The sequence below is a fragment of the Streptomyces sp. NBC_01296 genome (assembly GCF_035984415.1).
Lineage (GTDB): Bacteria > Actinomycetota > Actinomycetes > Streptomycetales > Streptomycetaceae > Streptomyces.
This window is the reverse complement of sequence record NZ_CP130720.1, coordinates 5,710,496-5,731,893: the sequence shown is the minus strand read 5'-3', so window position 1 is coordinate 5,731,893 and position 21,398 is coordinate 5,710,496. Positions and strand designations below refer to the sequence as shown.

Sequence of the window (21,398 nt, the reverse complement as noted above, 5' to 3'; positions counted from 1 at the left end):
CGGGTGGGAGCCGCCCTGAGGCGGGCTCAGTCGTCGTCGCCGAGCACCGGTTCCGGCAGCGTGCCGGCGTTGTGCTCCATCAGACGCCAGCCGCGCGCGCCCTCGCCGAGGACGGACCAGCAGCAGTTGGAGAGCCCGCCCAGGCTCTCCCAGTCGTACGCCTCCAGGCCCAGCAGACGGCCGATGGTCGTACGGATGGTCCCGCCGTGGCTGACCACGACGAGCGTGCCGCCCTCCGGCAGCCGGCCGGCGTGCTCGAGCACCACCGGCGCCGCCCGGTCGGCGACCTCGGTCTCCAGTTCGCCTCCGCCGCGGCGGACGGGCTCGCCGCGCTTCCACGCCGCGTACTGCTCGCCGTACTTCTCGATGATCTCGTCGTGCGTGAGGCCCTGCCACTCACCGGCGTACGTCTCGCGCAGCGCGGGGTCGCGGGTCACGGCCAGGCCCGTGACGGCGGCCAGCTCACCGGCCGTGGCGGCGGCCCGCTTCAGGTCGGAGGCCACGATGGCGTCCGGCTGCAGCGAGGCGAGCAGCCGGGCGGCGCGGCGCGCCTGCGCCACACCCGTCTCGGTCAGCTCGATGTCCGTGGAGCCCTGGAAGCGGCGCTCCAGGTTCCACGAGGTCTGGCCGTGTCGCCACAGGACGATCTTCCGGCCGGTCTTCCCGGTGGCGGTCGCGCTCAGAACAGATCACCGTCCAGGTCGTCGTCGCCCGCCGCCTCGCGCAGCTTGGCGTGCTCCTCCGCCTTGCCCTTGGTGAGCTTGGCGTCCTCGGGCAGCTCGATCTCGGGGCAGTCCTTCCACAGGCGCTCCAGCGCGTAGAAGACCCGCTCCTCGCTGTGCTGCACGTGGACGACGATGTCGATGTAGTCGAGCAGGATCCAGCGGGCGTCGCGGTCGCCCTCGCGGCGCACCGGCTTGGCGCCGAGCTCCTTGAGGAGGCGCTCCTCGATCTCGTCGACGATCGACTTGACCTGGCGGTCGTTGGGCGCCGAGGCGAGCAGGAAGGCATCGGTGATCGACAGCACGTCGCTGACGTCGTACGCGATGATGTCGTGCGCGAGCCGGTCGGCCGCGGCCTGGGCGGCGGCGGTGATGAGCTCGATGGAGCGGTCCGTGGCGGTCACTGGCCATGCTTTCGGGTTGGCGGGCAGATCCTTACAAGGGTCTCATGTACCGCCGACCCCGCCCGCGCGCAGCGTCCCGCGCGGGCCGGGGCACCGCCCGGGGGCCTGGTCAGGCCCGGGTCAGGACGGTTTGTAGTCCTTGCCCAGGATCACCACGACGTCGGCGTTCACGACGTTCTCGCCCTTCTTCACGACGGTCTCCGGCAGGCCCAGCGTCTTGGCGACCTCGACCGCCTTGGCCCGCTGCGCGTCGTCCTGGTACGTGATCTGCGTGGCGGGCTGGGTCTTGTCGGCCTTGCCGCCGTCCACGAAGGTGTAGCCGCCGTTCAGCAGGGCCGCCTTCGCCGCGACCTGCGTCTTGTCGTCGCCGGTGGCGTCCTTGAGCCCGACGCGCGGCGCGGTGCCGGCCTGGGCCGCCGTGAAGCTGCCGCCGAGCACGTCCTTGACGACGTTCTTGTTGGCGTCGTCGGTGAGCGTGCCGTCCGGCTTCACCGCGAGGACGTCCGTGCGGTAGCCGTCGGTGCCCTCCTTGGCGTGCTCGCCGAGCCTGGCCAGCAGGGCGCCGAGGGCCTGGGCGTTCAGGGAGGGGTCGAGGATCTGGCCCATGCTCTCGACGGTGACGGTCGCCGACTTCGGGTCGCCGGGGATCTTGCGCAGGACGCCGTAGAGGACCTTGCCGAGGCGGTCCAGCTGCTTGGCCTCGGGCTCGCCCTGGGCGCGGTGGGTGGCGTAGGCGACGGCCATCGCACCGCTGAGGTGCTGCTTCTGTCCCTGGGCCACGGCCGGGGTCTTGGCGGCGTCGTCGGCGGGGACCGCGGTGTCGGTGTCGGTCTCGATGCCGCCGACCAGCTCGACCAGGTTCTCCAGGAAGGGGGTGTCCAGGCGCCAGGTGCCGCCGATGTGGGTGCCGAGCACCGAGTCGAGGGAGTCCCGTACGCCCACGCCGCCGTCCTCGACCGCCTTGCCGAGGCCCACGGCGGTGCCGTCGTCCTTGGGGACGCCCAGCGTGTTCGGCAGCAGGACGGTGGCGCCCTTCTTGGTGGTGACGTTGTCGACGAGCAGCGCCGTGGAGGTGCCGCCCTTCTTGGTGTTGTGCAGGTGGACGACGATCATGTCGCGCTTCTGCGGTCCGGCGGCCGCCGCGGAGTCCTTCTTCTGCCCGGGGCCGTCGAGGAACGGCAGCTTGCCCGCGTACCAGAGGTAGCCGACGCCGCCGACGACGAAGAGGGCGAGGACGACGATCAGGGCGACCACCCGGTTGCGGCCTCGGCGGCGGGCCTCCTCGCGGCGCTCGGTCCGGCTCTCGGTGAACTTGAGCCAGTCGATGACGTCCTCGGAGTCCTCGTCCGGCTGGTCGATGAACGCGAACTGTTCGGTGCGGTAGTCGGGGGCTTCCTGCCCGTCCTCCTCGGCCCGGCGCGGTTCGGGGACCTGGGCGGGGCGCGGGGGCTGCGGCGCGGCCGCGGGGGCCGGGGCGGGGGGCTCGGGGGCGGCCTGCTGCGGGATCCACTGCTGGGGCTGCTGCGTGTCGTACCCGTAGGCGGGCGCCTGGGTGTACTCCTGCTGCCCGTAGTCCGGGGAGGCCGGCTGCTGCTGCGGCTGCTGGTAGTACGCCTGTCCGCCGTAGCCCTGGCGGTCGTAGCCGTACTGCTGTTCGTACGCCTGCTCGTACTGGGCGGGCTGCGCGGGCACCTGGCCGTACACCGGCCGCCCGTACGCGTCGTAGCCGATGAGCTGCTGCTCCTGTGCTGCGCCCGAATCGTACCGGTCGTACGGATCCTGTCGGTCGTTCACCGCGGGGCCCCTCTCTCCGGAAGCTCAGGCTCCCCGGTACAGCTCACGCTTGTCGATGTAGCGCACCACACCGTCGGGCACCAAATACCAGACAGGATCCCCCTGGGCGACCCGTGCGCGGCAGTCCGTGGAGGAAATCGCCAGCGCGGGCACCTGCACCAGCGAGACGCCGTCCTCGGGGAGCCCGTCGTCGGTGAGCACGTGGCCCGGCCGGGTCACTCCGATGAAGTGGGCGAGCGAGAAGAGCTCGTCGGCGTTGCGCCAGGTCAGGATCTGGGCGAGGGCGTCGGCGCCGGTGATGAAGAACAGGTCGGCGTCTTCGTTGAGCGCGCTCAGGTCCCGCAGGGTGTCGATCGTGTACGTCGGCCCGCCGCGGTCGATGTCGATGCGGCTCACCGAGAACTGGGGGTTCGAGGCCGTCGCGATGACCGTCATCAGATAGCGGTCCTCGGCGGGGGACACGGCGCGCTGCGACTTCTGCCACGGCTGGCCGGTCGGTACGAACACCACCTCGTCGAGGTGGAACAGGGCGGCCACTTCACTGGCGGCCACCAGGTGTCCGTGGTGGATCGGGTCGAATGTCCCGCCCATCACGCCGAGCCGGCGCTTGACCGGGCCGGTAGGCATCTCCTGCTCTCCCATGAGCGCAGAGCCTACTGGCCCGGCGGAGCGGTGCGGACCCGCATTCGAGCGTGTGCGCGAGCGCGGGTTCAGCGGTCGCGGTTCAGGCGCGTGGTCACCCAGAGCATCAGCAGCAGGATGCCCAGCGCCGCGCCACCGGTCAGGAACGGGTTCAGGCTGTCGTGGTTGCCGCCGTGCTGCTCGGCGCCCTCCGACGCGAGAACGACCAGGTTGTGGGCGGTGGTGGAGAGGCTCATCAGGCAGATACCTATCGAGTCGGGGAGCGAGCGGAGACTTCGCTCACATCGTATGCGGGGGCCTGGGGCACGCTCACGCCGACTCAGGCGTTGGAGAGGATAGACGCAGAAGCGACAGGCCGATCAAGGGGGAGGGCGTTATGACGGAGACCGGGTTCGAGAAGGTGCCGGCGCGGGACCGCAGGAGGTTTCCCGGCATTTCCTCGCGCGCGTACGAGCACCCGGCGGACCGCTCGGCGCTGGTGGCGCTGCGCAAGCTGAGCGGGTTCGACACCGTGTTCAAGGCCCTGAGCGGGCTGCTTCCGGAGCGGAGCCTGCGCCTGCTCTTCCTGTCGGAGTCCGTCCGGGTGGGCGAGACGCAGTTCCCGCACTTGTACGAGATGCTGCGCGACGCCTGTTACATCCTGGACCTGGAGAGGGTCCCGCAGATGTACGTGCAGCAGGACCCGAAGCCGAACGCCATGTGCATCGGGCTGGACGAGCCGATCATCGTGGTGACGACGGGCCTGGTCGAGCTGCTCGACGAGGAGGAGATGCGGGCGGTCGTGGGCCACGAGGTGGGCCATGCCCTGTCGGGACACGCGGTGTACCGCACGATCCTGCTGTTCCTCACAGGTCTGGCGATGAAGGTGGCGTGGATCCCGCTGGGCAATGTGGCGATCATGGCGATCGTGACCGCGCTGCGGGAGTGGTTCCGCAAGTCGGAGCTGTCGGCGGACCGGGCCGGACTGCTGGTCGGGCAGGACGTGAACGCGTCGATGCGGGGCCTGATGAAGATCGCGGGCGGCAACCACCTCCACGAGATGAACGTGGACTCCTTCCTGGCCCAGGCCGAGGAGTACGAGTCGAGCGGCGATCTGCGCGACTCCGTGCTGAAGATCCTCAACGTGCTGCCGCGGACGCATCCCTTCACCACCGTGCGGGCGGCCGAGCTGAAGAAGTGGTCGCAGAACCGGGACTACCAGCGGATCATGGACGGCCACTACCCGAGGCGGGACGAGGACAAGGACACCTCGGTCACGGACTCCTTCCGGGAGTCGGCCTCGCACTACGCGGACGCGGTGCGCAGCAGCAAGGACCCGCTGTTCAAGCTGGTCGGCGACATCGCGGGCGGCGCGGCCGACGTCGGCGGCAAGCTGCGCGACAAGTTCACGGGCGCGGCCGGCGGCGGTCCGGGCTCGGGCACCGAGAACAAGGGCGGCCCTGCTACGGAGCAGGGCTGACGGGGGCGGCCTCGGCGGCCGTGGGCGGCGCCAGTACCCCGCACAGCCCGGCGGTGCGCCGCGGGGTGCCGCTGGCGTACGGGTCGCTCGCGGCCGGGCCGACCGTGGTGGGTCCCGCCCCGGCCAGGACCGGGCGGAAGCCTTCGGCGGGATCGGTGGAGCAGTCCTGCGGACCGGCCATCACGTAGGCCGAGACCAGTTCCGCCCGCCGGGCCGCGAGGTCTTCCCGGTCGAAGCGCAGCCGCAGCTCGCGCCGGACGGTGAAGAGCGAGGCGCCGTCGGCCGCGGCCGGGGATCCGGTGGCGGGGCGCACGGCGTACACGAAGGCGTGGTCGGTGGTCACCTCGAGCACGTCCGCGGAGACCTCCTCGAAGGCGAGGGTCCCGCTCACCCGGACCCGGGTGTCGGCCACGGCGGCCGTGGCCGGGTCGAAGCGGACCAGCCAGCCGGTGGAGGCGTGCCGGCCGTCGCCGGAGGGCGAGGTCATGCTGCGGTCGAACTGCGCCAGCTGGTCGGGGTCGAGCAGGACGCGCACGGGCCGGGTGGCGGCGCCGGCCAGTACGTCGGGGTCCAGCGAGGACTGCACCAGGTAGTCCTTGGCGATGGACAGGGCGGTGACGACCTGCCCTTCGGTGAAATGGTGGGTGCGGCGCACGGCCGGCAGGGTGATCCCGGCCGCCCCGACGCGGTACTCGGCCGCCGGGCTCTTCGCGTACAGGTCGACGGGCCGTCCTCCGGGCACGGCGGTGCTCGGCGCGAGGGGCACGACCGTACTGCTCAGCGGATCGGTCCGGCGGGTGGACGGAGGTACGGCCGGGTTGCTCAGGCCCATGTAGACGGCCGCGGCGAAGGCCACGGCGATGAGCAGTACCAGCAGCATGCCCTGGCGGGCTCCCCGGCCGGGCGTGCTGGTCCGGGACCGGGAGGAGCCGCCGCCGGACCAGATGGACCGACTGCGGACGGCCCGCGCATGCTCGCCCATCCGCTCCTGGGCGGAGAACTCCTGCAGCCGGGCAGCCCGGACGAAGTCCTCGTCGAACACGACCGATCGGTACTCGTCCGACCGGAACTCCTCGTCGCCCCCGCCGATGCCCTCGGGGGTGCCGTCGGGTGGATCTCCTGGCACGGCCATTGCTTCTCCCCGCTGTCCCCGCTTCAGAGAAGCCCCCAGCTCCGGCGAACGCGAGTGGGGTCGTACCTTCAGGGTTGGCGGCCGACGGGGTACATAAACGCTCCGGCGCCGCTGACTTCCGTCAGCGGGGTGCTGGCGGGCGCGGGAGCGTGGTCCGCGTCGCTCGAGGCGCCGCGGTAGACGGCGCTGAAGGCGAGGGCGACCATGCCGAGGCCCATCACGAAGGCGAGCACCCAGGCGACCGGGCGCAGCCAGGGCGAGCGGCCCCGGTAGGGGCGCAGGGCGCCGCCGTAGGCCCCGTACGGGCCCTCCGCGTAGCCGGGGCCGTATTCCCAGCCGGGTTCGTCGATGCCGTACCCGTCGGGGCGGCCGTAGCCGTAGCCGTCGTAGTCGTCGTCGGAGGTCCAGCCGCCGGCGACGGCGCGGGCGGCTTCCGCCTCCGCGCGCGCCCGGTCTGCGGCCCGCTGGCGCTCTGCGGCGCTCGGTTCATGGATCTCGGCGTTCCGGACGAAGTCCTCGTCGAACACCACGGAGGCGAAGTCCTGATCCGCGCCTCCGCGGTCGTCGTTGTCGGGCTCCCCGTCGTCCGGGATCTTGCCCCCCACGTCGTCCGGCACAGCAACAGCCTAGACCTGGGGGGCTGCTTTGGGCAGGGTGTCCGCCGAAATCCGGCCACCCGGTGTTCGGGGTCCGACTACCGAACGTGACCGTCGCCGGTGACGATGTACTTGGTGGAGGTGAGCTCCGGGAGGCCCATCGGGCCGCGGGCGTGCAGTTTCTGCGTGGAGATCCCGATCTCGGCGCCGAAGCCGAACTGACCACCGTCGGTGAACCGGGTGGAGGCATTTACGGCGACCGTGGTCGAGTCGACCAGCTGGGTGAAGCGGCGGGCGGCGGCCTGCGAGGTGGTGACGATCGCCTCGGTGTGGCCGGAGGTCCAGCGGCGGATGTGGGCGACGGCGTCGTCGAGGGAGTCCACGACGCCGGCGGCGATGTCGTAGGAGAGGTACTCGGCGGCCCAGTCCTCGTCGGTGGCGGGGAGCGCGGTGGCCTTGGAGTTCTCGGCGGCCGCGAGGACCCGGGCGTCGCCGTGGACGGTGACGCCGGCGTCGGCGAGGGCGTCGAGGGCGCGCGGCAGGAAGGCGTCGGCGATGTCGCGGTGGACGAGGAGCGTCTCGGCGGAGTTGCAGACGGAGGGCCGCTGCGCCTTGGAGTTGACGAGGATGTCCACGGCCATGTCGAGGTCGGCCTGGGCGTCCACGTAGACGTGGCAGTTGCCGGTACCGGTCTCGATGACCGGGACGATGGACTCCTCGACGACGGTCTTGATGAGGGAGGCGCCGCCGCGCGGGATGAGGACGTCGACGAGGCCGCGGGCGCGCATCAGCTCGCGGACGGAGTCGCGGGACTCGCCGGGGACCAGCTGGATCGCGTCGGCGGGCAGGCCCGTGCTCTCGACGGCGTCGCGGAGGATGGCGACGAGGGCCGTGTTGGAGGCGTAGGCGGAGGAGCTGCCGCGCAGCAGGACCGCGTTGCCGGACTTGAGGCAGAGGGCGGCGGCGTCGACGGTGACGTTGGGGCGGGCCTCGTAGATGATGCCGACGACGCCGAGCGGGACGCGGATCTGACGCAGGTCGATCCCGTTGGGGAGGGTCGAGCCGCGGACGACCTCGCCGACGGGGTCGGGGAGGGCCGCGACGTCGCGCACGTCGGAGGCGATGGCCGCGATGCGGTCCGGGGTGAGGGTGAGGCGGTCGATGACGGTCTCGCTGGTGCCGGCGGCGCGGGCCTTGTCGGTGTCGACGGCGTTGGCGGCGACGATCTCGGCCGTACGGGCCTCCAGGGCGTCCGCGATGGCCAGCAGCGCGGTGTCCTTGGCGGACCGCGGGAGGGGGGCGATGGCCGCGGCGGCGGTGCGGGCGGCTTGCGCGGTGGCGATCACGGGCGAGACGGGGGCGTCGAGCGAGGTCATGCCGCCCAGGGTAATCCCCGGCCCGGCCGGGACCGACGGGGTTCCACCCCGCGAGACGCCCGGGGGCGCGGGCTCGCGGCGCCTGCGCCTGCGCCTGCGCCTGCGCCTGCGCCGAGCCTTCGGTCCGCTGGGCCGGGCTCCGTCCGGCGGGCCTGAGCCGTGGGCGCCTCCGCCGAGGCCTCCGGCCGGTGGGCCGGACCTCCACCCCGGGGCGCCTCCGCGAGGCTTCGGGCCCGTGCGCCGGGGCAACGCCCGGCGGCGGCCGGGCAGACTCCGTCCGGCGGGGCTGGGCGGTGGGCCCGCCGCCGTCGGCCCGGCACTGGCCGCGGGTGCAGGTGGTCGGCCCTGTGGGGCTTGTCCCCTACCCGCCCTTCCACCGTTCTTCGGGCTCCGCCCGGACCCGAAAGACCCGGGGCTCCGCCCCGGACCCCGGGCCTCAAACGCCGGCGGGGCCGGGTTGGGGCCGAAGCCGCCCCTGGTCCCGCCCGGCCATCGCCGGACGGAGTTCGGCGCAGCAACCCGAAGCCGGGGAGGCCCGCCAGGGCCGAGCCGTGCGAGGGGTGCGTCGAGACGGCGAGGGGCGCATCAATAGGGGTGGACGCCTACGGGGTGCGCCGGGGGTGGGCCGTAGCCTTCCGCCACGCGGAGGTGGTACGTCGCGCGGTCGATGACCTCCAGGCCGACGATCTCCCACGGCGGGAGCTGCGCCGAGGAGCGGTGTTCGCCCCACAGGCGCAGGGCGACGGCCGCGGCGTCGTGGAGGTCGCGGGCCTCCTCCCAGTACCGGATCTCCGCATGGTCGTCGGCGTACCGGCTGGTCAGGAGGAAGGGGTGGTCGTGGGCCAGCTGTTCCAGCCCGCGTCGGACCTCCGACAGCGGCGCCGGCTTGCCCGAGACGCTCAGGGTGACGTGCCAGAGGCGGGAGGCTTCGTCCTGCTCGCCGTCCCCGCCGCCGCTGATGCTGGTCAGCGCTCGTCTCACCAGCCCGCCTCCTGTCTGCGCCATGCCTGTCCGCCCCTCACAGTTGACCAGTCCCCGGCCCGCCGCGCGGCGGTTTTACCTAACCTCAGCCCTGCAGCAGGACCAGATCGTCGCGGTGTACGACCTCGCGCTCGTACTCCGGGCCGAGTTCCTTCGCAAGCTCCCGGGTGGAGCGGCCGAGGAGCTGCGGGAGTTCCTTGGCGTCGAAGTTGACCAGCCCGCGGGCCACGGCGCGGCCGTCGGGCGCGCGCAGTTCCACGGGGTCGCCGGCGACGAACTCTCCCTCGACGGCGGCGATCCCGGCGGGCAGCAGGGAGCTGCCGCGCTCGGTCACCGCGCGTACGGCGCCCTCGTCCAGGACCAAGTGCCCCTGCGGGGTCGAGGCGTGCTGCAGCCATAGCAGCCGGTCCGCCGAGCGCCGGCCGGTGGCGTGGAAGTGCGTACCGGTCGGCCGCCCGGCCAGGGCGTCCGCGGCCTGGCTCGCCGAGGTGAGGACGACCGGGATGCCGGCCGCCGCCGCGATCCGCGCCGCCTCGACCTTGGTGACCATGCCGCCGGTGCCCACGCCGGCCTTGCCGGCGCTGCCGATCGAGACGTGCGCGATGTCCTCGGGGCCGCGCACCTCGTCGATGCGGGTGGTACCGGGGAGCGACGGGTCGCCGTCGTACAGGCCGTCCACATCGGACAGGAGAACGAGGAGGTCGGCGCGGACCAGGTGGGCGACGAGGGCCGCGAGCCGGTCGTTGTCGCCGAAGCGGATCTCGTCCGTGGCGACGGTGTCGTTCTCGTTGACCACGGGCAGGGCGCCCATGGCCAGGAGCTGGTCCAGGGTCCGGTACGCGTTGCGGTAGTGGGCGCGCCGGCTGGTGTCGTCGCTGGTCAGCAGTACCTGGCCGACGCGGACCCCGTACCGGGCGAAGGAGGCGGTGTACCGGGCGACCAGCAGCCCCTGCCCGACGCTGGCGGCGGCCTGCTGCCGGGCCAGGTCCGTGGGGCGGCGGCGCAGTCCGAGCGGGGAGAGTCCGGCGGCGATGGCCCCGCTGGAGACGAGGACGATCTCCTTCTCCCCGCCGCTGCGGGCCTTGGCCAGTACGTCGACCAGGGCGTCCACCCGATCGGCGTCGAGTCCGCCGGCCGCGGTGGTCAAAGAGGAGGATCCGACCTTGACCACGATCCTGCGGGCGTCCACGACACCTTGCCTAGCCGCTGACACGTCTGTCCCCTTGCCCCTTGCCGGTACGTCTGCCACCTCAATCTACGGGGTGCCCCCGAGCGGCCGCTCAGGGGTTTCAGACGGTGGACTCAGCCCGCGGACCCGCTGCGGGCCGGCTCCGGGTTCTCCGTCTGTGCGGCGGCGCCCGGGACCAGGATCTTGCGGGACAGCAGGTAGGTGAACGGGATGGCCACGACGGCGGCGACGAGCGGGGCGATCCGGGTGTCGAGCCCGGCCCAGGTCACCAGGGCGTAGAGCCCGGCGGACTGGATCACGTAGTTCGTGACGTTCGTCAGGGGGAAGAGGAGGAACTTCTTCCAGGTGGGCTTGGTCCGGTAGGTGAAGTAGGTGTTCATGAAGAACGAGCCGACCATCGCCAGCAGGAAGGCGAGGGTGTAGGCGAGGAAGTACGGCATCCACGGGTGCAGCAGCAGGTAGATGGCGAAGAAGGTGCCGGTGTTGACCGCGCCGACGAGGCCGAAGCGGAAGATCTGGCCCAGCTGGGTGCGCATGGTTCAGCGCACCTCGCGCTCGGCGGAGACCGTCAGGCGCGAGGCGGACAGGCCGCCGCGTTCGCGTTCCGGCTGGACCCGGGTGGTGTCGGGCCGGGCCTGCGCGTCCGCGCCGTGCGCCTCCTTGACCAGGAAGTGCGGGCGGCGCTTGGTCTCGTAGTAGATGCGGCCGATGTACTCGCCGATCAGACCCAGCATGATCATCTGAACGCCGCCGATGCCGGTGATGATCGCGACGAGGGTGACGTAACCGGGCGAGTCGATGCCGTTGGTCATCGCGCTGACGGCGACGTAGACGGCGTACAGGACGGTCAGCGCCACCAGGGACACGCCCGCCCAGATGCCGATGCGCAGCGGCCGGTTGTTGAAGGAGATCAGCCCGTCCATGGCGTAGTTCAGCAGGGAGCCGAACTTCCACTTCGTCTCGCCGGCCTCGCGCTGGGCGTTGCGGTAGTCGAAGTGGACGGTGTCGAAGCCGATCCAGGAGAAGAGGCCCTTGGAGAAGCGGTTGTACTCCGGCAGCGACAGCAGCGCGTCCACGGCTGGCCGGGACAGCAGGCGGAAGTCGCCGACGCCGTCGGTGAGCTCCACGTCGACCCAGCGGTTGACGCCCCGGTAGTAGAGGCGGCTGAGCGCGGAACGGACCTTCTTGTCGCCCTCGCGGGTGCGGCGGGCGATGATCTGGTCGTGGCCCTGCCGGTAGTAGTCGAGCATGGTGGCGATCAGCTCCGGCGGGTGCTGGAGATCGGCGTCCATGATCACGACGGCGTCGCCGGTGGCCTCGCGCAGACCGGCGAGCATGCCGGCCTCCTTGCCGAAGTTGCGGCTGAAGGAGACGTACCGGGTACGGTCACCGTGTTCGGCGGCGATCTTGCGGAGCTTGGCGAGGGTCCCGTCGCGGCTGCCGTCGTCGACGTAGCAGACCTCGTACTCGACGGGCAGGGAGTCCAGGACCCTGCGGATCTCCACGTCGAAGCTGTCGATCACGGCTTCTTCGTTGTAGCAAGGGACGACTACGGACAGCTTCGTCATGAACACTTCCTGCTGGGTCCGAACGGGTGATTGTCGGCGACCGGACCCGCCACACACCTCTTCCTTAGAAGTATGCACGCCGAGGGTCGGCCTGCCGGATCCGAGCGCGGCACACGGTAGCTTTGACGGGTTAAGCGGAATGGAACGAAGGGATCGAGGTGCACGTGCCTGACGTCTCCGTGGTCGTCATCGTCTACAACGACGCAGAGCGTCTGCCGACAGCAGTCCAGTCGGTTTTGGACCAGACCCTGCACGGGGTCGAAGTCGTGATCGTCGACGACTGCAGCAAGGACCGGTCGTACGCGATCGCCCAGGAGCTCGAAGTTGCGCACCCGGGCAGAGTGCGCGCCTTCCGGCTGCCCGAGAACAGCGGCGGCTGCGGCGCCCCGCGCAACCACGGCATCCAGCAGGCCACCGGCACGTACGTCATGTTCCTGGACAGCGACGACGTGCTGGAACGAAACGCCTGCCGGAACATGCTGGCCGCGGCCGAGCGGACCGGCTCAGACCTGGTCTCCGGCATGTGCGTGCGCGTGCACCTGGACAACCGGTGGGGCAAGACCACCGAGTGGTACCCGTGGATCTACTCCCGCACCCGCACGCTGGAGTCGATCACCGAGGACCCCGACCTGCTGGTCTACGACACCCTCTCCACGAACAAGTGCTACCGGCGCGCGTTCCTGCTGGAGCAGGGCCTGGAGTTCCCGGTCGGCATCCACTACGAGGACCTGCTGTTCTCGGCGCAGGCCTATGTCGCCGCCCGCCGCATCACGCTGATCCCGAACCACGTCTACTACTGGAACGTGGTCGAGAAGGCCGCGGCGAAGTCGATCAGCAACCGGCGCCACGAGATCGCGAACTTCGTCCACCGGATGGAGATCCACCGCCGCGTCGACGAGCTGCTCGCCGCCAAGGGCTACACGGACATCAAGTCCGCGAAGGACGCCAAGTTCCTCAAGCACGACCTGGTGCTGCACCTGCGCGACCTGCCCCTGCTGGGCGATGCGTACCGCCAGGAGTTCGCCCGCCTCGCCAACGGCTACCTGGCCGGCATCGACCCGGCCGCGTACGAGCACGTCACGTACCTCCAGGCGATCTGCGCCTACCTGCTGGGCAAGGAGGACTGGGACAACCTGCTCCCGGCCGCCGACGCCATGACCAACAAGGGCCGGCTGTCCTCGCCGCTCGCTGAGCGCGACGGGCGCATCTACTGGTGCGCGCAGCACATCGACGACCCCGACGGCGCCGAGGCCGCCGAGGCCCGCCGGATACTGGACGTCACCGAGCAGGGCTTCCACACCACCCCGCTCACCTCCCTCGCGCTGGGCAACCGGCTCACCTCGTACGAGGACGACGGGCGCGGCACCGTCACGCTCTCGGGCTCCGTGGTGAACCCGCTGGGCCGGATCAGCCCGGAAGCGGAACTGGGCGCCACGCTGGAGTTCCGGGCCCGCCGGCAGATCGGCGTGCGCTCCTTCAGCTTCCCGGTGGCAACCGTGCGCCATGCCGGTGACACGATCGAGTGGACCGCCACGGCCGACATCGCCGGCACCGTCCGCCCCCTCGGCATCATCGACGCCGTCTGGGACGTCCGCCTGAAGCTGACCGCCGGCGGCGAGCGCCTGACCACCCGCGTCTCCGTCGGCGCGGTCGACCTGGAGTCGGCGGCCCGCCTGCGCGTGCGCCCGCGGCTGACCCGGCTGGTCTCGGACCGCTTCGAGCCGGAGGTGACCAAGAAGGGGAACCTCTCCTACGTCCTGACGGCCGAGGGCGCCGCCGCCGTCCGCACCCAGACGCTCATCAGCAGCGCGATGCACGGCAAGGCCGCCGGCGTGGTCAAGCGGGGCCTGCGCAAGGCCCTGCGGGCCCGCCGCAACCTCGGCTCGGGCGAGCAGAAGGTGAAGGTCTACCACGAGGTCTTCTCGAAGCTGCCGATCAAGAAGGGCACGGTCGTCTTCGAGAGCCACATGGGCAAGCAGTACAGCGACAGCCCGAAGGCGATCTACGAGGAGATGGTCCGCCAGGGCGTCCCGTTCGAGGCGATCTGGTCGTACGCGGGCGGCAAGCCGACCGGCTTCCCCAAGGAAGCCACCCTGGTGCGCCGCTGGAGCTGGCCCTACCTGCGCGCGCTGGCGCAGGCCGAGTTCTGGGTCGACAACCAGGGCTTCCCCCTGGCCCTGACCAAGCGCGAGGGAACCACGTACATCCAGACCTGGCACGGCTCCGCGCTCAAGCGCATGGGCTTCCACGAGCCCCGCACCAAGGCGCAGGGCAAGGCCGGCCAGGACAAGTTCCAGGCGGCCGTCAACCGCTTCGACCACTTCCTGATCCGCTCCGAGCACGACGCCCGCACCCTCGCCAAGGGCTTCCGGCTGCGCGACGAGGTGCTGCTGCGCACCGGCTACCCGCGCAACGACGCCCTGGTCGAGGCGCACCGCGCCGAGACGCAGAGCGGGGAGCGCGTGCGCGGGCCGCTCGCGGCCGAGCTGGGCATCGACCCGGAGAAGAAGGTGCTCCTGTACGCGCCGACCTTCCGGGCGAGCGCGGACGGCGCGGTGGAGGGCTTCGAGTTCCCCTTCGACGTGGAGGAGTTCGCGGAGCGGCTCGGCGACCGCTTCACGCTGCTGGTGCGCACGCACTACCTCAACAGCGTCTCGCTGCCGCCGTCGGTCGAGGGCCGGGTCGTCGACGTGTCCCGGCACCACGACATCACCCCGCTGCTGGCCCTCGCCGACGGTCTGATCACCGACTACTCGTCCGTGATGTTCGACTACTCGGTGCTGGACCGGCCGATGCTGTTCTTCGCGTACGACTACGAGAAGTACGCGACCGACATCCGCGGCACGTACTTCGACCTGAAGGAGAAGGCCCCCGGCCCGGTGGTGGCCACGGCCGACGAACTCCTCCAGGCGCTCGCCGCCTTCGACGAGGCGGACGCCAAGTACGCGGAGGCGCGGCAGCGCTTCCTCACCGAGTTCGGCGAGTACGACCGCGGGGACGCGGCCCGCCAGATCGTCGAGAAGTTCTTCACCAGGAGCGGCAAGTGAGCCAGCAGACCGCCGAGTCCGGCGCGCGCGACGAACAGCCTGGCGGCCGTGACGTCTTCATCGTCTCCAACAGCGTCGACGAGCTCGGCGGCGTGACGACCTGGTCGCACCAGATGGCCCGGCTGTTCACCGACCGCGGGCACCGCGTGCACATCGTCGGCATCGCCCCGGTCGCCGAGGAGATCCGGCAGAAGCTGCCGCAGGACCTGCCGTACGCGATGACCACCCTGTACGACGCCCACCCGCCGAAGGCCCGCCGCCTGCGCGGGATCAAGGGCCGGCTGAACGCCCCCGAGCGGCGCCGCCAGGCGGCCCGGCGGGCGAAGATGCGGGCCAAGGCGGAGACGCTGAACGAGCTGTTCCGTGCGGCCCGCCCCGGGGCCGTCGTGATCGTCACTCAGGTCTGGGCGATGGAGTGGGTGGCGCTCGCCGACACCAAGGGGCTCGGCGTCATCGGCATGAGCCACGAGTCGTTCGAGGCCAGCCAGAAGTCCACCCGCGGCGAGCGGGTCCGCCGGTACTACCCCGAGGTCGACCGGCTGCTGGTGCTGACCCCCGAGGACGCGGACCTGTGGATCCGGGCCGGCATGGAGAACGTGGGCAGCATGCCGAACCCGCTGCCGTTCATGCCGGACTCCCCCGCCCCGCGCACGGAGAAGGTCGTCACCAGCGTCGGCCGCCTCGCCTTCGAAAAGGGCATGGACCTGCTGCTCGACGCGTGGGCGGAAGCCTCCCCGCAGCACCCCGACTGGGTCCTGCGGATCTACGGGGCGGGCGTGGAGGAGCCGGCGCTGCGGGCGCACGCGGCCGCACTGGGGCTGGACGCCTCCGTGGAGTGGAGGGGCAGCACCGACGACGTGCTGGGCGCGCTGCGCGGGGCCTCGGTCTTCGCACAGGCCTCACGGGCCGAGGGCTTCCCGATCACCCTGCTCGAGGCGATGGCGGCGGGCCTGCCGGTGGCCGCCTTCGACTGCGCGCCGGGCGTACGGGAGATCGTCGAGCACGGCGAGGACGGGCTGCTGGCCCGGCTGGGCAACACGATGGAGCTGGCCGGGCACCTCGACGTGCTGATGTCGGACCGCGAGCTGCGCGACCGGCTCGGCGACAACGCCTTCCGCAGCGTGCAGCGCTACTCCAGCGCCGAGATCACCGACCGCTGGGAAGAGCTCTTCACGTTTTTGGAACGCTGAGCCTTGGAGCGCTGAGCCCGCGTACGCAGCAAGAAGCCGCCCGCCCCGGAACGCATCCGGGGCGGGCGGCTTCGTACTGTTCGCTGCGGCGCTGGGGCTCAGCGCTCGACGTGCGGCAGTTCGCCCTTGCGGTTGGCCTCCCAGCCCGCCCAGGCCGAGGTGATCATCTCGCGGACGTCGTGCTTGGCCTTCCAGCCCAGCTCCGCGGCGATCTTGTCGGCCGAGGCCACGACCTTCGCCGGGTCGCCGGGGCGCCGCGGGACGACGACGGGCTCGTGGGTGTGCCCGGTGCCCTCGTTCAGCAGCTCCGCCATCTCCCGTACGGAGACGCCCTCGCCGCGGCCGATGTTGACGGTGAGGTCCTTGTAGTCCCCGGTCGCGCCCCACTCGACGAGCTTGCGGGCCGCCACCACGTGGGCCTCGGCGAGGTCCTCGACGTGGATGTAGTCGCGGATGCAGGTGCCGTCCGGCGTCGCGTAGTCGTCGCCGAAGATACGGGCGCCCTCACCCTTGTCGAAGCGCTCGAAGACCATCGGGACCAGGTTGTAGACCCCGGTGTCCGCGAGCTCGGGGGCGGCCGCGCCCGCCACGTTGAAGTAGCGCAGGCAGGCGGTGGAGATGCCGTGCGCCTTGCCGGCGGCGCGGACCAGCCACTCGCCGGCCAGCTTCGTCTCGCCGTACGGGCTCAGCGGCGCGCACGGGGTCTCCTCGGTGACGAGCTCCACGTCGGGCATGCCGTACACGGAGGCGGAGGAGGAGAACAGGAAGTTGCGGACGCCGGCCTCGGCCACCGCGCCCAGCAGGACCTGCAGGCCCTCCACGTTCTCGTGGTAGTAGAACAGCGGCTTCTCGACGGACTCGCCGACCTGCTTCTTGCCCGCCAGGTGCACCACACCGGTGATCTTGTAGCGCCGGATGGTCTCGTCCAGGTTCAGCCGGTCCAGGACCGAGCCGATCACCAGCGGGACGCCCTCCGGGACGCGGTCCTCGTTGCCCGTGGAGAGGTCGTCGAAGACGACGACCTTCTCACCTGCGGCGAGCATCGCGCGGACGACGTGGGAGCCGATGTAGCCGGCGCCACCAGTGATCAGAAAAGTCATGCGTATCTCCCTGAGGTCCCCGGACCGGGTCCGGGGTCCTGTCCGAAATCTCGGGCGACCTTGCGATCGCCGCCTGTCTTCACTCCGATCCGCGGCCTGCCCGGGCCCGGTGGAGACGGTTGCGTACGAGGCTCAGCGCGCCCGCGGCACCCGGCGCGAGCCGCAAGGCCAGCGACCCTCCGCCCGTGCGGAACGGCTGCGCCAGCAGAACACCGTACCTGCTGCTGGGCAGCGCCCGGCGGTGCAGGAGGTCGTCGAGGGGGCGCGGGGAGGTGACCAGGGAGCTCCCGTCGGCGAACTCCACGCCCACCTGGACCCCCCAGGCCTGCATGCCGCGGCGGCCCTGGCGGCGCCCGGCGGCGGCCACGCCGGTGAGCCGGAACGGCAGCGCGGCGGTCCAGCCGTCACTGTCGGCGGCGGGGCGCAGCTCCACCGGCCGGTCGAGGACGGGTTCCCCGCCCGAGCGGGGTACGAAGCGCAGCCGGGCGGTGCGGGGTCCGGCCTCGGCGAGGCGCCCGTACAGGTCGCGCACCCGGATCCGGAGCCGGCCGGCGCCGACCGGTTCGGCGTCGATGCTGACGGGCAGGTCGGCGACCGCCAGTGCGGCCAGCCCGTCCAGGACCACCGGGAGCTCCTCGCTCCACACGGGCAGCCCGCCCGGGCCGGTCGCGTACGGGGGCAGCAGCCGCGGCGGCTCGGCGGCGAAGCGGGTGAGCCGCTCGACGTCGGCGGGCGGGGCCGGGGTCGCCCGCAGCAGCCGGACGATCCAGCGGGCGTGCGCCCCGGCGGCCTCGATCGCGGCCTCGTCGAACCCGGCGAGGTAGTCGCGGGTCAGCGTCCACCAGGCGGCCTGGTACTCGGGGTCCTTGCCGAGCTCGCGCAGGTACATGCGCAGGTCGTACTCCAGGAACTTCACCTGGCAGGCGAGGCCCAGCTGCGGGGAGGAGTCGGTGATGATCCGGCAGGCCGTGCGGTGGGCCTCGATCCGCGAGCGCCAGTTGCCGACGTCCTTGCGGTCCAGGGAGATCGACACCTGGGCGGCACTGCGGCGCACGTGCCAGACGTAGACGAGGTCGCCGATGACGGCGATGCGGGGCGCGGCGGCCAGCACGCGCGCGGTGAAGACGAAGTCCTCGTAGACGAAGCGGCCGTCGGGAAAGCGGATCGCGTGCTTTTCCAGGAAGGACCGGTCGTACAGCTTGTTGACGCAGAGGGTGTCGCGGACGAGCTCGGGCCGCTCCGCGGGCCGCTCGATCACATCGCCCGCGGTGTACAGCCCGGGCATCCAGGGCACGTCGTGGTACTGCGGCAGCTCACGGCGTACGCACGCGCCGACGGTCACCGGCGCGCGGTGCTCCTCGGCGGCGCGCACGAGGGCGTCGGCCGCCCCCGGGGGCAGGACGTCGTCGCTGTCGAGGAAGAGGACGTACGGCGAGGTCGCACGCGCGATCCCGTCGTTGCGCGGGGTACCGCATCCGCCGCTGTTCTCCGTGCGGTGCACGACCTTGAGGCGGGGATGGACGGCGGCCAGCTCGTCCAGCGCCCGTGCGGTGCCGTCGGACGAGGCGTCGTTCACGGCGATCACCTCGGCGACGACCGGGCCCTGGGCGAGAGCCGAGGCCACGGCCTCGCCCACGAGCACGGCGTCGTTGTACGCGATCACCACGACGGAAACGCTGGGAGTGTTGGTGCTGCTCACCCACTGGATCCTAGGCGACCGGGGTAAACATCACTTCAACTCCGCCCTCCGGGGTACGAAAACGGCAAAGCAGCAGATCAGAAGGGCCGGAATTCGTCGTACTCCTGCTGCGCCGAGTCCCCGCGCTTGGCTTCCTTGTCCTTGCGGCGGGTGGTGGCCGGACGCGGAGCCTCCAGGCGGTGGTCCTCGCCGCGGCGGCCCAGCATCTCGGCGCCGGCCATCATGGTCGGCTCCCAGTCGAAGACGACGGAGTTCTCGTCGGAGCCGATGGCCACGCCGTCGCCGGCGCGGGCGCCGGCCTTCTTGAGCGCCTCCTCGACACCGAGGCGGTTGAGACGGTCCGCGAGGTAGCCGACGGCCTCGTCGTTGTTGAAGTCGGTCTGGCGGACCCAGCGCTCGGGCTTCTCGCCGCGCACGAGGTAGACGTCCTCGACCTCGTCGTAGGTGACGGTGAAGCCGGAGTCGTCGACGGCCTTCGGGCGGATGACGATACGGGTCGCCTCCTCCTTCGGCTTGCGGGCGCGGGCCTTGGCGATGCCCTCGGCGAGGAAGTAGGAGAGCTCCTTCAGACCGGTACGGGCGACCGCGGAGACCTCGAAGACCTTGTAGCCGCGGGCCTCCAGGTCCGGGCGGACCATGTCGGCGAGCACCTGGCCGTCCGGGATGTCGACCTTGTTGAGGACGACGAGGCGCGGACGCTTCTCCAGGCCGCCGCCGTAGAGCCTGAGCTCCTCCTCGATGAGGTCGAGGTCGGCGATCGGGTCGCGGTCGGACTCCAGCGTGGCGGTGTCCAGGACGTGCACCAGCACCGAGCAGCGCTCGACGTGGCGCAGGAACTCCAGGCCGAGGCCACGGCCCTGGCTGGCGCCGGGGATCAGGCCCGGGACGTCGGCGATCGTGTAGACGGTCGAGCCGGCGGTGACGACGCCCAGGTTCGGGACGAGGGTGGTGAAGGGGTAGTCCGCGATCTTCGGCTTGGCCGAGGACAGCACCGAGATCAGCGAGGACTTGCCGGCGCTCGGGAAGCCGACCAGCGCCACGTCGGCGACGGTCTTGAGCTCCAGGACGATGTCGCCGGTGGTGCCGGGGACGCCGAGGAGCGCGAAGCCGGGGGCCTTGCGGCGGGCCGAGGAGAGCGCGGCGTTGCCGAGGCCGCCGCGGCCGCCCTCGCCGGCGACGTAGGTGGTGCCCTGGCCGACGAGGTCGGCGAGGACGTTGCCCTCCTTGTCGAGGACGACGGTGCCGTCCGGCACGGGCAGGATCAGGTCCTGACCGTCCTTGCCGGAGCGGTTGTCGCCGGCGCCGGGCTGGCCGTTGGTGGCCTTGCGGTGGGGGCTGTGGTGGTAGTCCAGCAGGGTGGTGATCGCTTGCTCCACCACCAGGATGACGTCGCCGCCACGGCCGCCGTTTCCGCCGTCGGGGCCGCCCAGCGGCTTGAACTTCTCCCGGTGAACGGAGGCGCAGCCGTGGCCCCCGTTACCCGCGGCGACATGCAGCTCGACGCGGTCCACGAAGGTGGTCATGGTTGTTCCTCCAGATACATACGGGAATGTCCCGGGCAGGCCTTGCTGCCCATTAAACGTGCCTAAGCGTTCCTATGTGCCAACGCGCCGAGGGCGGACCTCTCTTCCCGGCTTGCGCCGGAAAGAGCTGAGATCCGCCCTCGGGAAGTTACGTACCGCTGATCAGCAGGAGCTGGATCAGGCAGCCGGAACGATGTTGACGACCTTGCGGCCACGGTGCGTGCCGAACTGCACGGCACCGGCCTGCAGCGCGAACAGCGTGTCGTCGCCACCACGGCCGACACCCGAACCCGGGTGGAAGTGGGTGCCGCGCTGGCGGACGAGGATCTCACCAGCGGAAACGACCTGACCGCCGAAGCGCTTCACGCCGAGCCGCTGAGCGTTGGAATCGCGCCCGTTCCGGGTGGACGATGCGCCCTTCTTGTGTGCCATGTCTCAGTCCCTCTTACTTCGCAGCCGTGGGGATACCGGTGACCTTGATCGCCGTGTACTGCTGGCGGTGACCCTGGCGACGGCGGTAGCCGGTCTTGTTCTTGTAGCGCAGGATGTCGATCTTGGCGCCCTTGTGGTGGTCCACGATCTCGGCCTGGACCTTGATCCCGGCCAGCACCCACGGGTCGCTGGTCACGGCGTCGCCGTCGACAACGAGCAGGGTCGAGAGCTCGACCGTGTCGCCAACCTTGGCAGTGGAAATCTTGTCAACCTCAACGATGTCACCAACAGCAACCTTGTGCTGGCGACCACCGCTGCGCACGATGGCGTACACGCGGATCTCTCTCTCACTCGGGACGGATGCTCCTGAAGCCAGCCGCTCAGACGGGCCTGGGGCCCGTACGGATCCGGATTGGACGAGCGGCCTCTCCTGCGGGCGGTGCCCGGCCGGAGGAAGGTGCTCAGGAGCGCGACGCGCACTAGACGCAATCATCTAGGACATGCCGACGGTCTAGGTTACGGGGCCGGTTCCGGAGGGTCAAAC

20 protein-coding genes are annotated in these 21,398 nt (G+C 71.3%); 3 read left to right on the top strand and 17 right to left on the bottom strand.

The annotated features are described in order from the left end of the window. Nucleotides 1–26 precede the first annotated feature (26 nt). The 5 genes from OG299_RS26025 to OG299_RS26005 all read right to left on the bottom strand — a co-directional run bounded on the left by OG299_RS26025 (nucleotide 27) and on the right by OG299_RS26005 (nucleotide 3,798). The gene (locus OG299_RS26025; protein WP_266633552.1) at nucleotides 27–683 is read right to left on the bottom strand and encodes a histidine phosphatase family protein; all 657 of its coding nucleotides are present in this window, start codon (nucleotides 681–683) and stop codon (nucleotides 27–29) included. Then, entirely contained in the window at nucleotides 680–1,126 is a 447-nt protein-coding gene (gene rsfS, locus OG299_RS26020) for a ribosome silencing factor (protein ID WP_053786810.1), read from the bottom strand. Before rsfS ends, OG299_RS26025 begins: the two co-directional genes overlap by 4 nt. Before the next feature lie 120 nt (nucleotides 1,127–1,246). Further along, nucleotides 1,247–2,920: an LCP family protein gene (locus OG299_RS26015; RefSeq protein ID WP_327362792.1), complete on the bottom strand. Its 1,674-nt coding sequence runs from the start codon at nucleotides 2,918–2,920 to the stop codon at nucleotides 1,247–1,249. Nucleotides 2,921–2,944: 24 nt separating this feature from the next. Then, nucleotides 2,945–3,562 (bottom strand): nicotinate-nucleotide adenylyltransferase, encoded by a 618-nt coding sequence (nadD, locus tag OG299_RS26010; RefSeq protein ID WP_030297205.1) that lies wholly within the window; start codon nucleotides 3,560–3,562, stop codon nucleotides 2,945–2,947. A gap of 68 nt (nucleotides 3,563–3,630) precedes the next feature. Beyond that, the gene (locus OG299_RS26005; RefSeq protein WP_266629331.1) at nucleotides 3,631–3,798 is read right to left on the bottom strand and encodes a hypothetical protein; all 168 of its coding nucleotides are present in this window, start codon (nucleotides 3,796–3,798) and stop codon (nucleotides 3,631–3,633) included. Between the two features lie 140 nt (nucleotides 3,799–3,938). Here OG299_RS26005 and OG299_RS26000 point away from each other — a divergent pair, with 140 nt between their 5' ends. Next, nucleotides 3,939–5,021, top strand: coding sequence for a M48 family metallopeptidase (locus OG299_RS26000; RefSeq protein ID WP_327362791.1), 1,083 nt, complete (start codon nucleotides 3,939–3,941; stop codon nucleotides 5,019–5,021). On the opposite strand, the gene OG299_RS25995 is transcribed toward OG299_RS26000, so the two are convergent. The 7 genes from OG299_RS25995 to OG299_RS25965 form a co-directional block, all read right to left on the bottom strand. Beyond that, a complete protein-coding gene (locus OG299_RS25995; RefSeq protein ID WP_327362790.1) occupies nucleotides 5,005–6,153 on the bottom strand; it encodes an SCO2583 family membrane protein in 1,149 nt (382 codons plus the stop codon). The two genes, OG299_RS26000 and OG299_RS25995, sit on opposite strands and share 17 nt — an antisense overlap. A gap of 68 nt (nucleotides 6,154–6,221) precedes the next feature. Then, the gene (locus OG299_RS25990) at nucleotides 6,222–6,770 is read right to left on the bottom strand and encodes an SCO2584 family spore wall biosynthesis protein (RefSeq protein WP_327362789.1); all 549 of its coding nucleotides are present in this window, start codon (nucleotides 6,768–6,770) and stop codon (nucleotides 6,222–6,224) included. A 77-nt stretch (nucleotides 6,771–6,847) separates the two neighbouring features. Next, entirely contained in the window at nucleotides 6,848–8,125 is a 1,278-nt protein-coding gene (locus OG299_RS25985) for a glutamate-5-semialdehyde dehydrogenase (protein ID WP_266629323.1), read from the bottom strand. 585 nt (nucleotides 8,126–8,710) lie between these two features. After that, a complete protein-coding gene (locus OG299_RS25980; RefSeq protein ID WP_078613336.1) occupies nucleotides 8,711–9,130 on the bottom strand; it encodes a DUF8830 family protein in 420 nt (139 codons plus the stop codon). A 61-nt stretch (nucleotides 9,131–9,191) separates the two neighbouring features. Further along, a complete protein-coding gene (gene proB / locus OG299_RS25975) occupies nucleotides 9,192–10,319 on the bottom strand; it encodes a glutamate 5-kinase (RefSeq protein ID WP_053786815.1) in 1,128 nt (375 codons plus the stop codon). An 89-nt stretch (nucleotides 10,320–10,408) separates the two neighbouring features. After that, nucleotides 10,409–10,831 carry a GtrA family protein gene (locus tag OG299_RS25970; RefSeq protein WP_266629317.1) on the bottom strand — a complete coding sequence of 141 codons (423 nt, stop codon included), beginning with the start codon at nucleotides 10,829–10,831 and terminating at the stop codon, nucleotides 10,409–10,411. A gap of 3 nt (nucleotides 10,832–10,834) precedes the next feature. Continuing rightward, nucleotides 10,835–11,863, bottom strand: coding sequence for a glycosyltransferase family 2 protein (locus tag OG299_RS25965; protein WP_266629315.1), 1,029 nt, complete (start codon nucleotides 11,861–11,863; stop codon nucleotides 10,835–10,837). A gap of 158 nt (nucleotides 11,864–12,021) precedes the next feature. Here OG299_RS25965 and OG299_RS25960 point away from each other — a divergent pair, with 158 nt between their 5' ends. Together OG299_RS25960 and OG299_RS25955 are read left to right on the top strand one after the other, a co-directional pair. Beyond that, nucleotides 12,022–14,910 (top strand): bifunctional glycosyltransferase/CDP-glycerol:glycerophosphate glycerophosphotransferase, encoded by a 2,889-nt coding sequence (locus OG299_RS25960; protein WP_266629313.1) that lies wholly within the window; start codon nucleotides 12,022–12,024, stop codon nucleotides 14,908–14,910. Further along, nucleotides 14,907–16,100: a glycosyltransferase gene (locus OG299_RS25955; protein ID WP_327362788.1), complete on the top strand. Its 1,194-nt coding sequence runs from the start codon at nucleotides 14,907–14,909 to the stop codon at nucleotides 16,098–16,100. The genes OG299_RS25960 and OG299_RS25955 overlap by 4 nt, the downstream gene beginning before the upstream one ends. A 98-nt stretch (nucleotides 16,101–16,198) precedes the next feature. Here the strand turns inward: OG299_RS25955 and galE are convergent, their stop codons facing one another. The 5 genes from galE to rplU all read right to left on the bottom strand — a co-directional run bounded on the left by galE (nucleotide 16,199) and on the right by rplU (nucleotide 21,188). After that, a complete protein-coding gene (gene galE / locus OG299_RS25950; protein ID WP_266629309.1) occupies nucleotides 16,199–17,200 on the bottom strand; it encodes a UDP-glucose 4-epimerase GalE in 1,002 nt (333 codons plus the stop codon). A 79-nt stretch (nucleotides 17,201–17,279) separates the two neighbouring features. Further along, complete coding sequence (locus tag OG299_RS25945; RefSeq protein ID WP_327362787.1) at nucleotides 17,280–18,899, bottom strand: glycosyltransferase family 2 protein; 1,620 nt, start codon at nucleotides 18,897–18,899, stop codon at nucleotides 17,280–17,282. 77 nt (nucleotides 18,900–18,976) lie between these two features. After that, entirely contained in the window at nucleotides 18,977–20,422 is a 1,446-nt protein-coding gene (gene obgE, locus OG299_RS25940) for a GTPase ObgE (RefSeq protein ID WP_327362786.1), read from the bottom strand. A 177-nt stretch (nucleotides 20,423–20,599) separates the two neighbouring features. Further along, complete coding sequence (gene rpmA, locus OG299_RS25935) at nucleotides 20,600–20,854, bottom strand: 50S ribosomal protein L27 (RefSeq protein WP_030027134.1); 255 nt, start codon at nucleotides 20,852–20,854, stop codon at nucleotides 20,600–20,602. A gap of 13 nt (nucleotides 20,855–20,867) precedes the next feature. Then, the gene (gene rplU / locus OG299_RS25930; protein ID WP_030159347.1) at nucleotides 20,868–21,188 is read right to left on the bottom strand and encodes a 50S ribosomal protein L21; all 321 of its coding nucleotides are present in this window, start codon (nucleotides 21,186–21,188) and stop codon (nucleotides 20,868–20,870) included. Between the last annotated feature and the right edge of the window lie 210 nt (nucleotides 21,189–21,398).

Coding starts and splice junctions, on each gene's coding strand:
- nadD (WP_030297205.1), bottom strand. CDS start 3,562: ATGGGAGAGCAGGAGATGCCTACCGGCCCGGTCAAGCGCCGGCTCGGC.
- OG299_RS26005 (WP_266629331.1), bottom strand. CDS start 3,798: ATGAGCCTCTCCACCACCGCCCACAACCTGGTCGTTCTCGCGTCGGAG.
- OG299_RS26000 (WP_327362791.1), top strand. CDS start 3,939: ATGACGGAGACCGGGTTCGAGAAGGTGCCGGCGCGGGACCGCAGGAGG.
- OG299_RS25995 (WP_327362790.1), bottom strand. CDS start 6,153: ATGGCCGTGCCAGGAGATCCACCCGACGGCACCCCCGAGGGCATCGGC.
- OG299_RS25985 (WP_266629323.1), bottom strand. CDS start 8,125: ATGACCTCGCTCGACGCCCCCGTCTCGCCCGTGATCGCCACCGCGCAA.
- OG299_RS25980 (WP_078613336.1), bottom strand. CDS start 9,130: ATGGCGCAGACAGGAGGCGGGCTGGTGAGACGAGCGCTGACCAGCATC.
- OG299_RS25970 (WP_266629317.1), bottom strand. CDS start 10,831: ATGCGCACCCAGCTGGGCCAGATCTTCCGCTTCGGCCTCGTCGGCGCG.
- OG299_RS25965 (WP_266629315.1), bottom strand. CDS start 11,863: ATGACGAAGCTGTCCGTAGTCGTCCCTTGCTACAACGAAGAAGCCGTG.
- galE (WP_266629309.1), bottom strand. CDS start 17,200: ATGACTTTTCTGATCACTGGTGGCGCCGGCTACATCGGCTCCCACGTC.
- obgE (WP_327362786.1), bottom strand. CDS start 20,422: ATGACCACCTTCGTGGACCGCGTCGAGCTGCATGTCGCCGCGGGTAAC.
- rpmA (WP_030027134.1), bottom strand. CDS start 20,854: ATGGCACACAAGAAGGGCGCATCGTCCACCCGGAACGGGCGCGATTCC.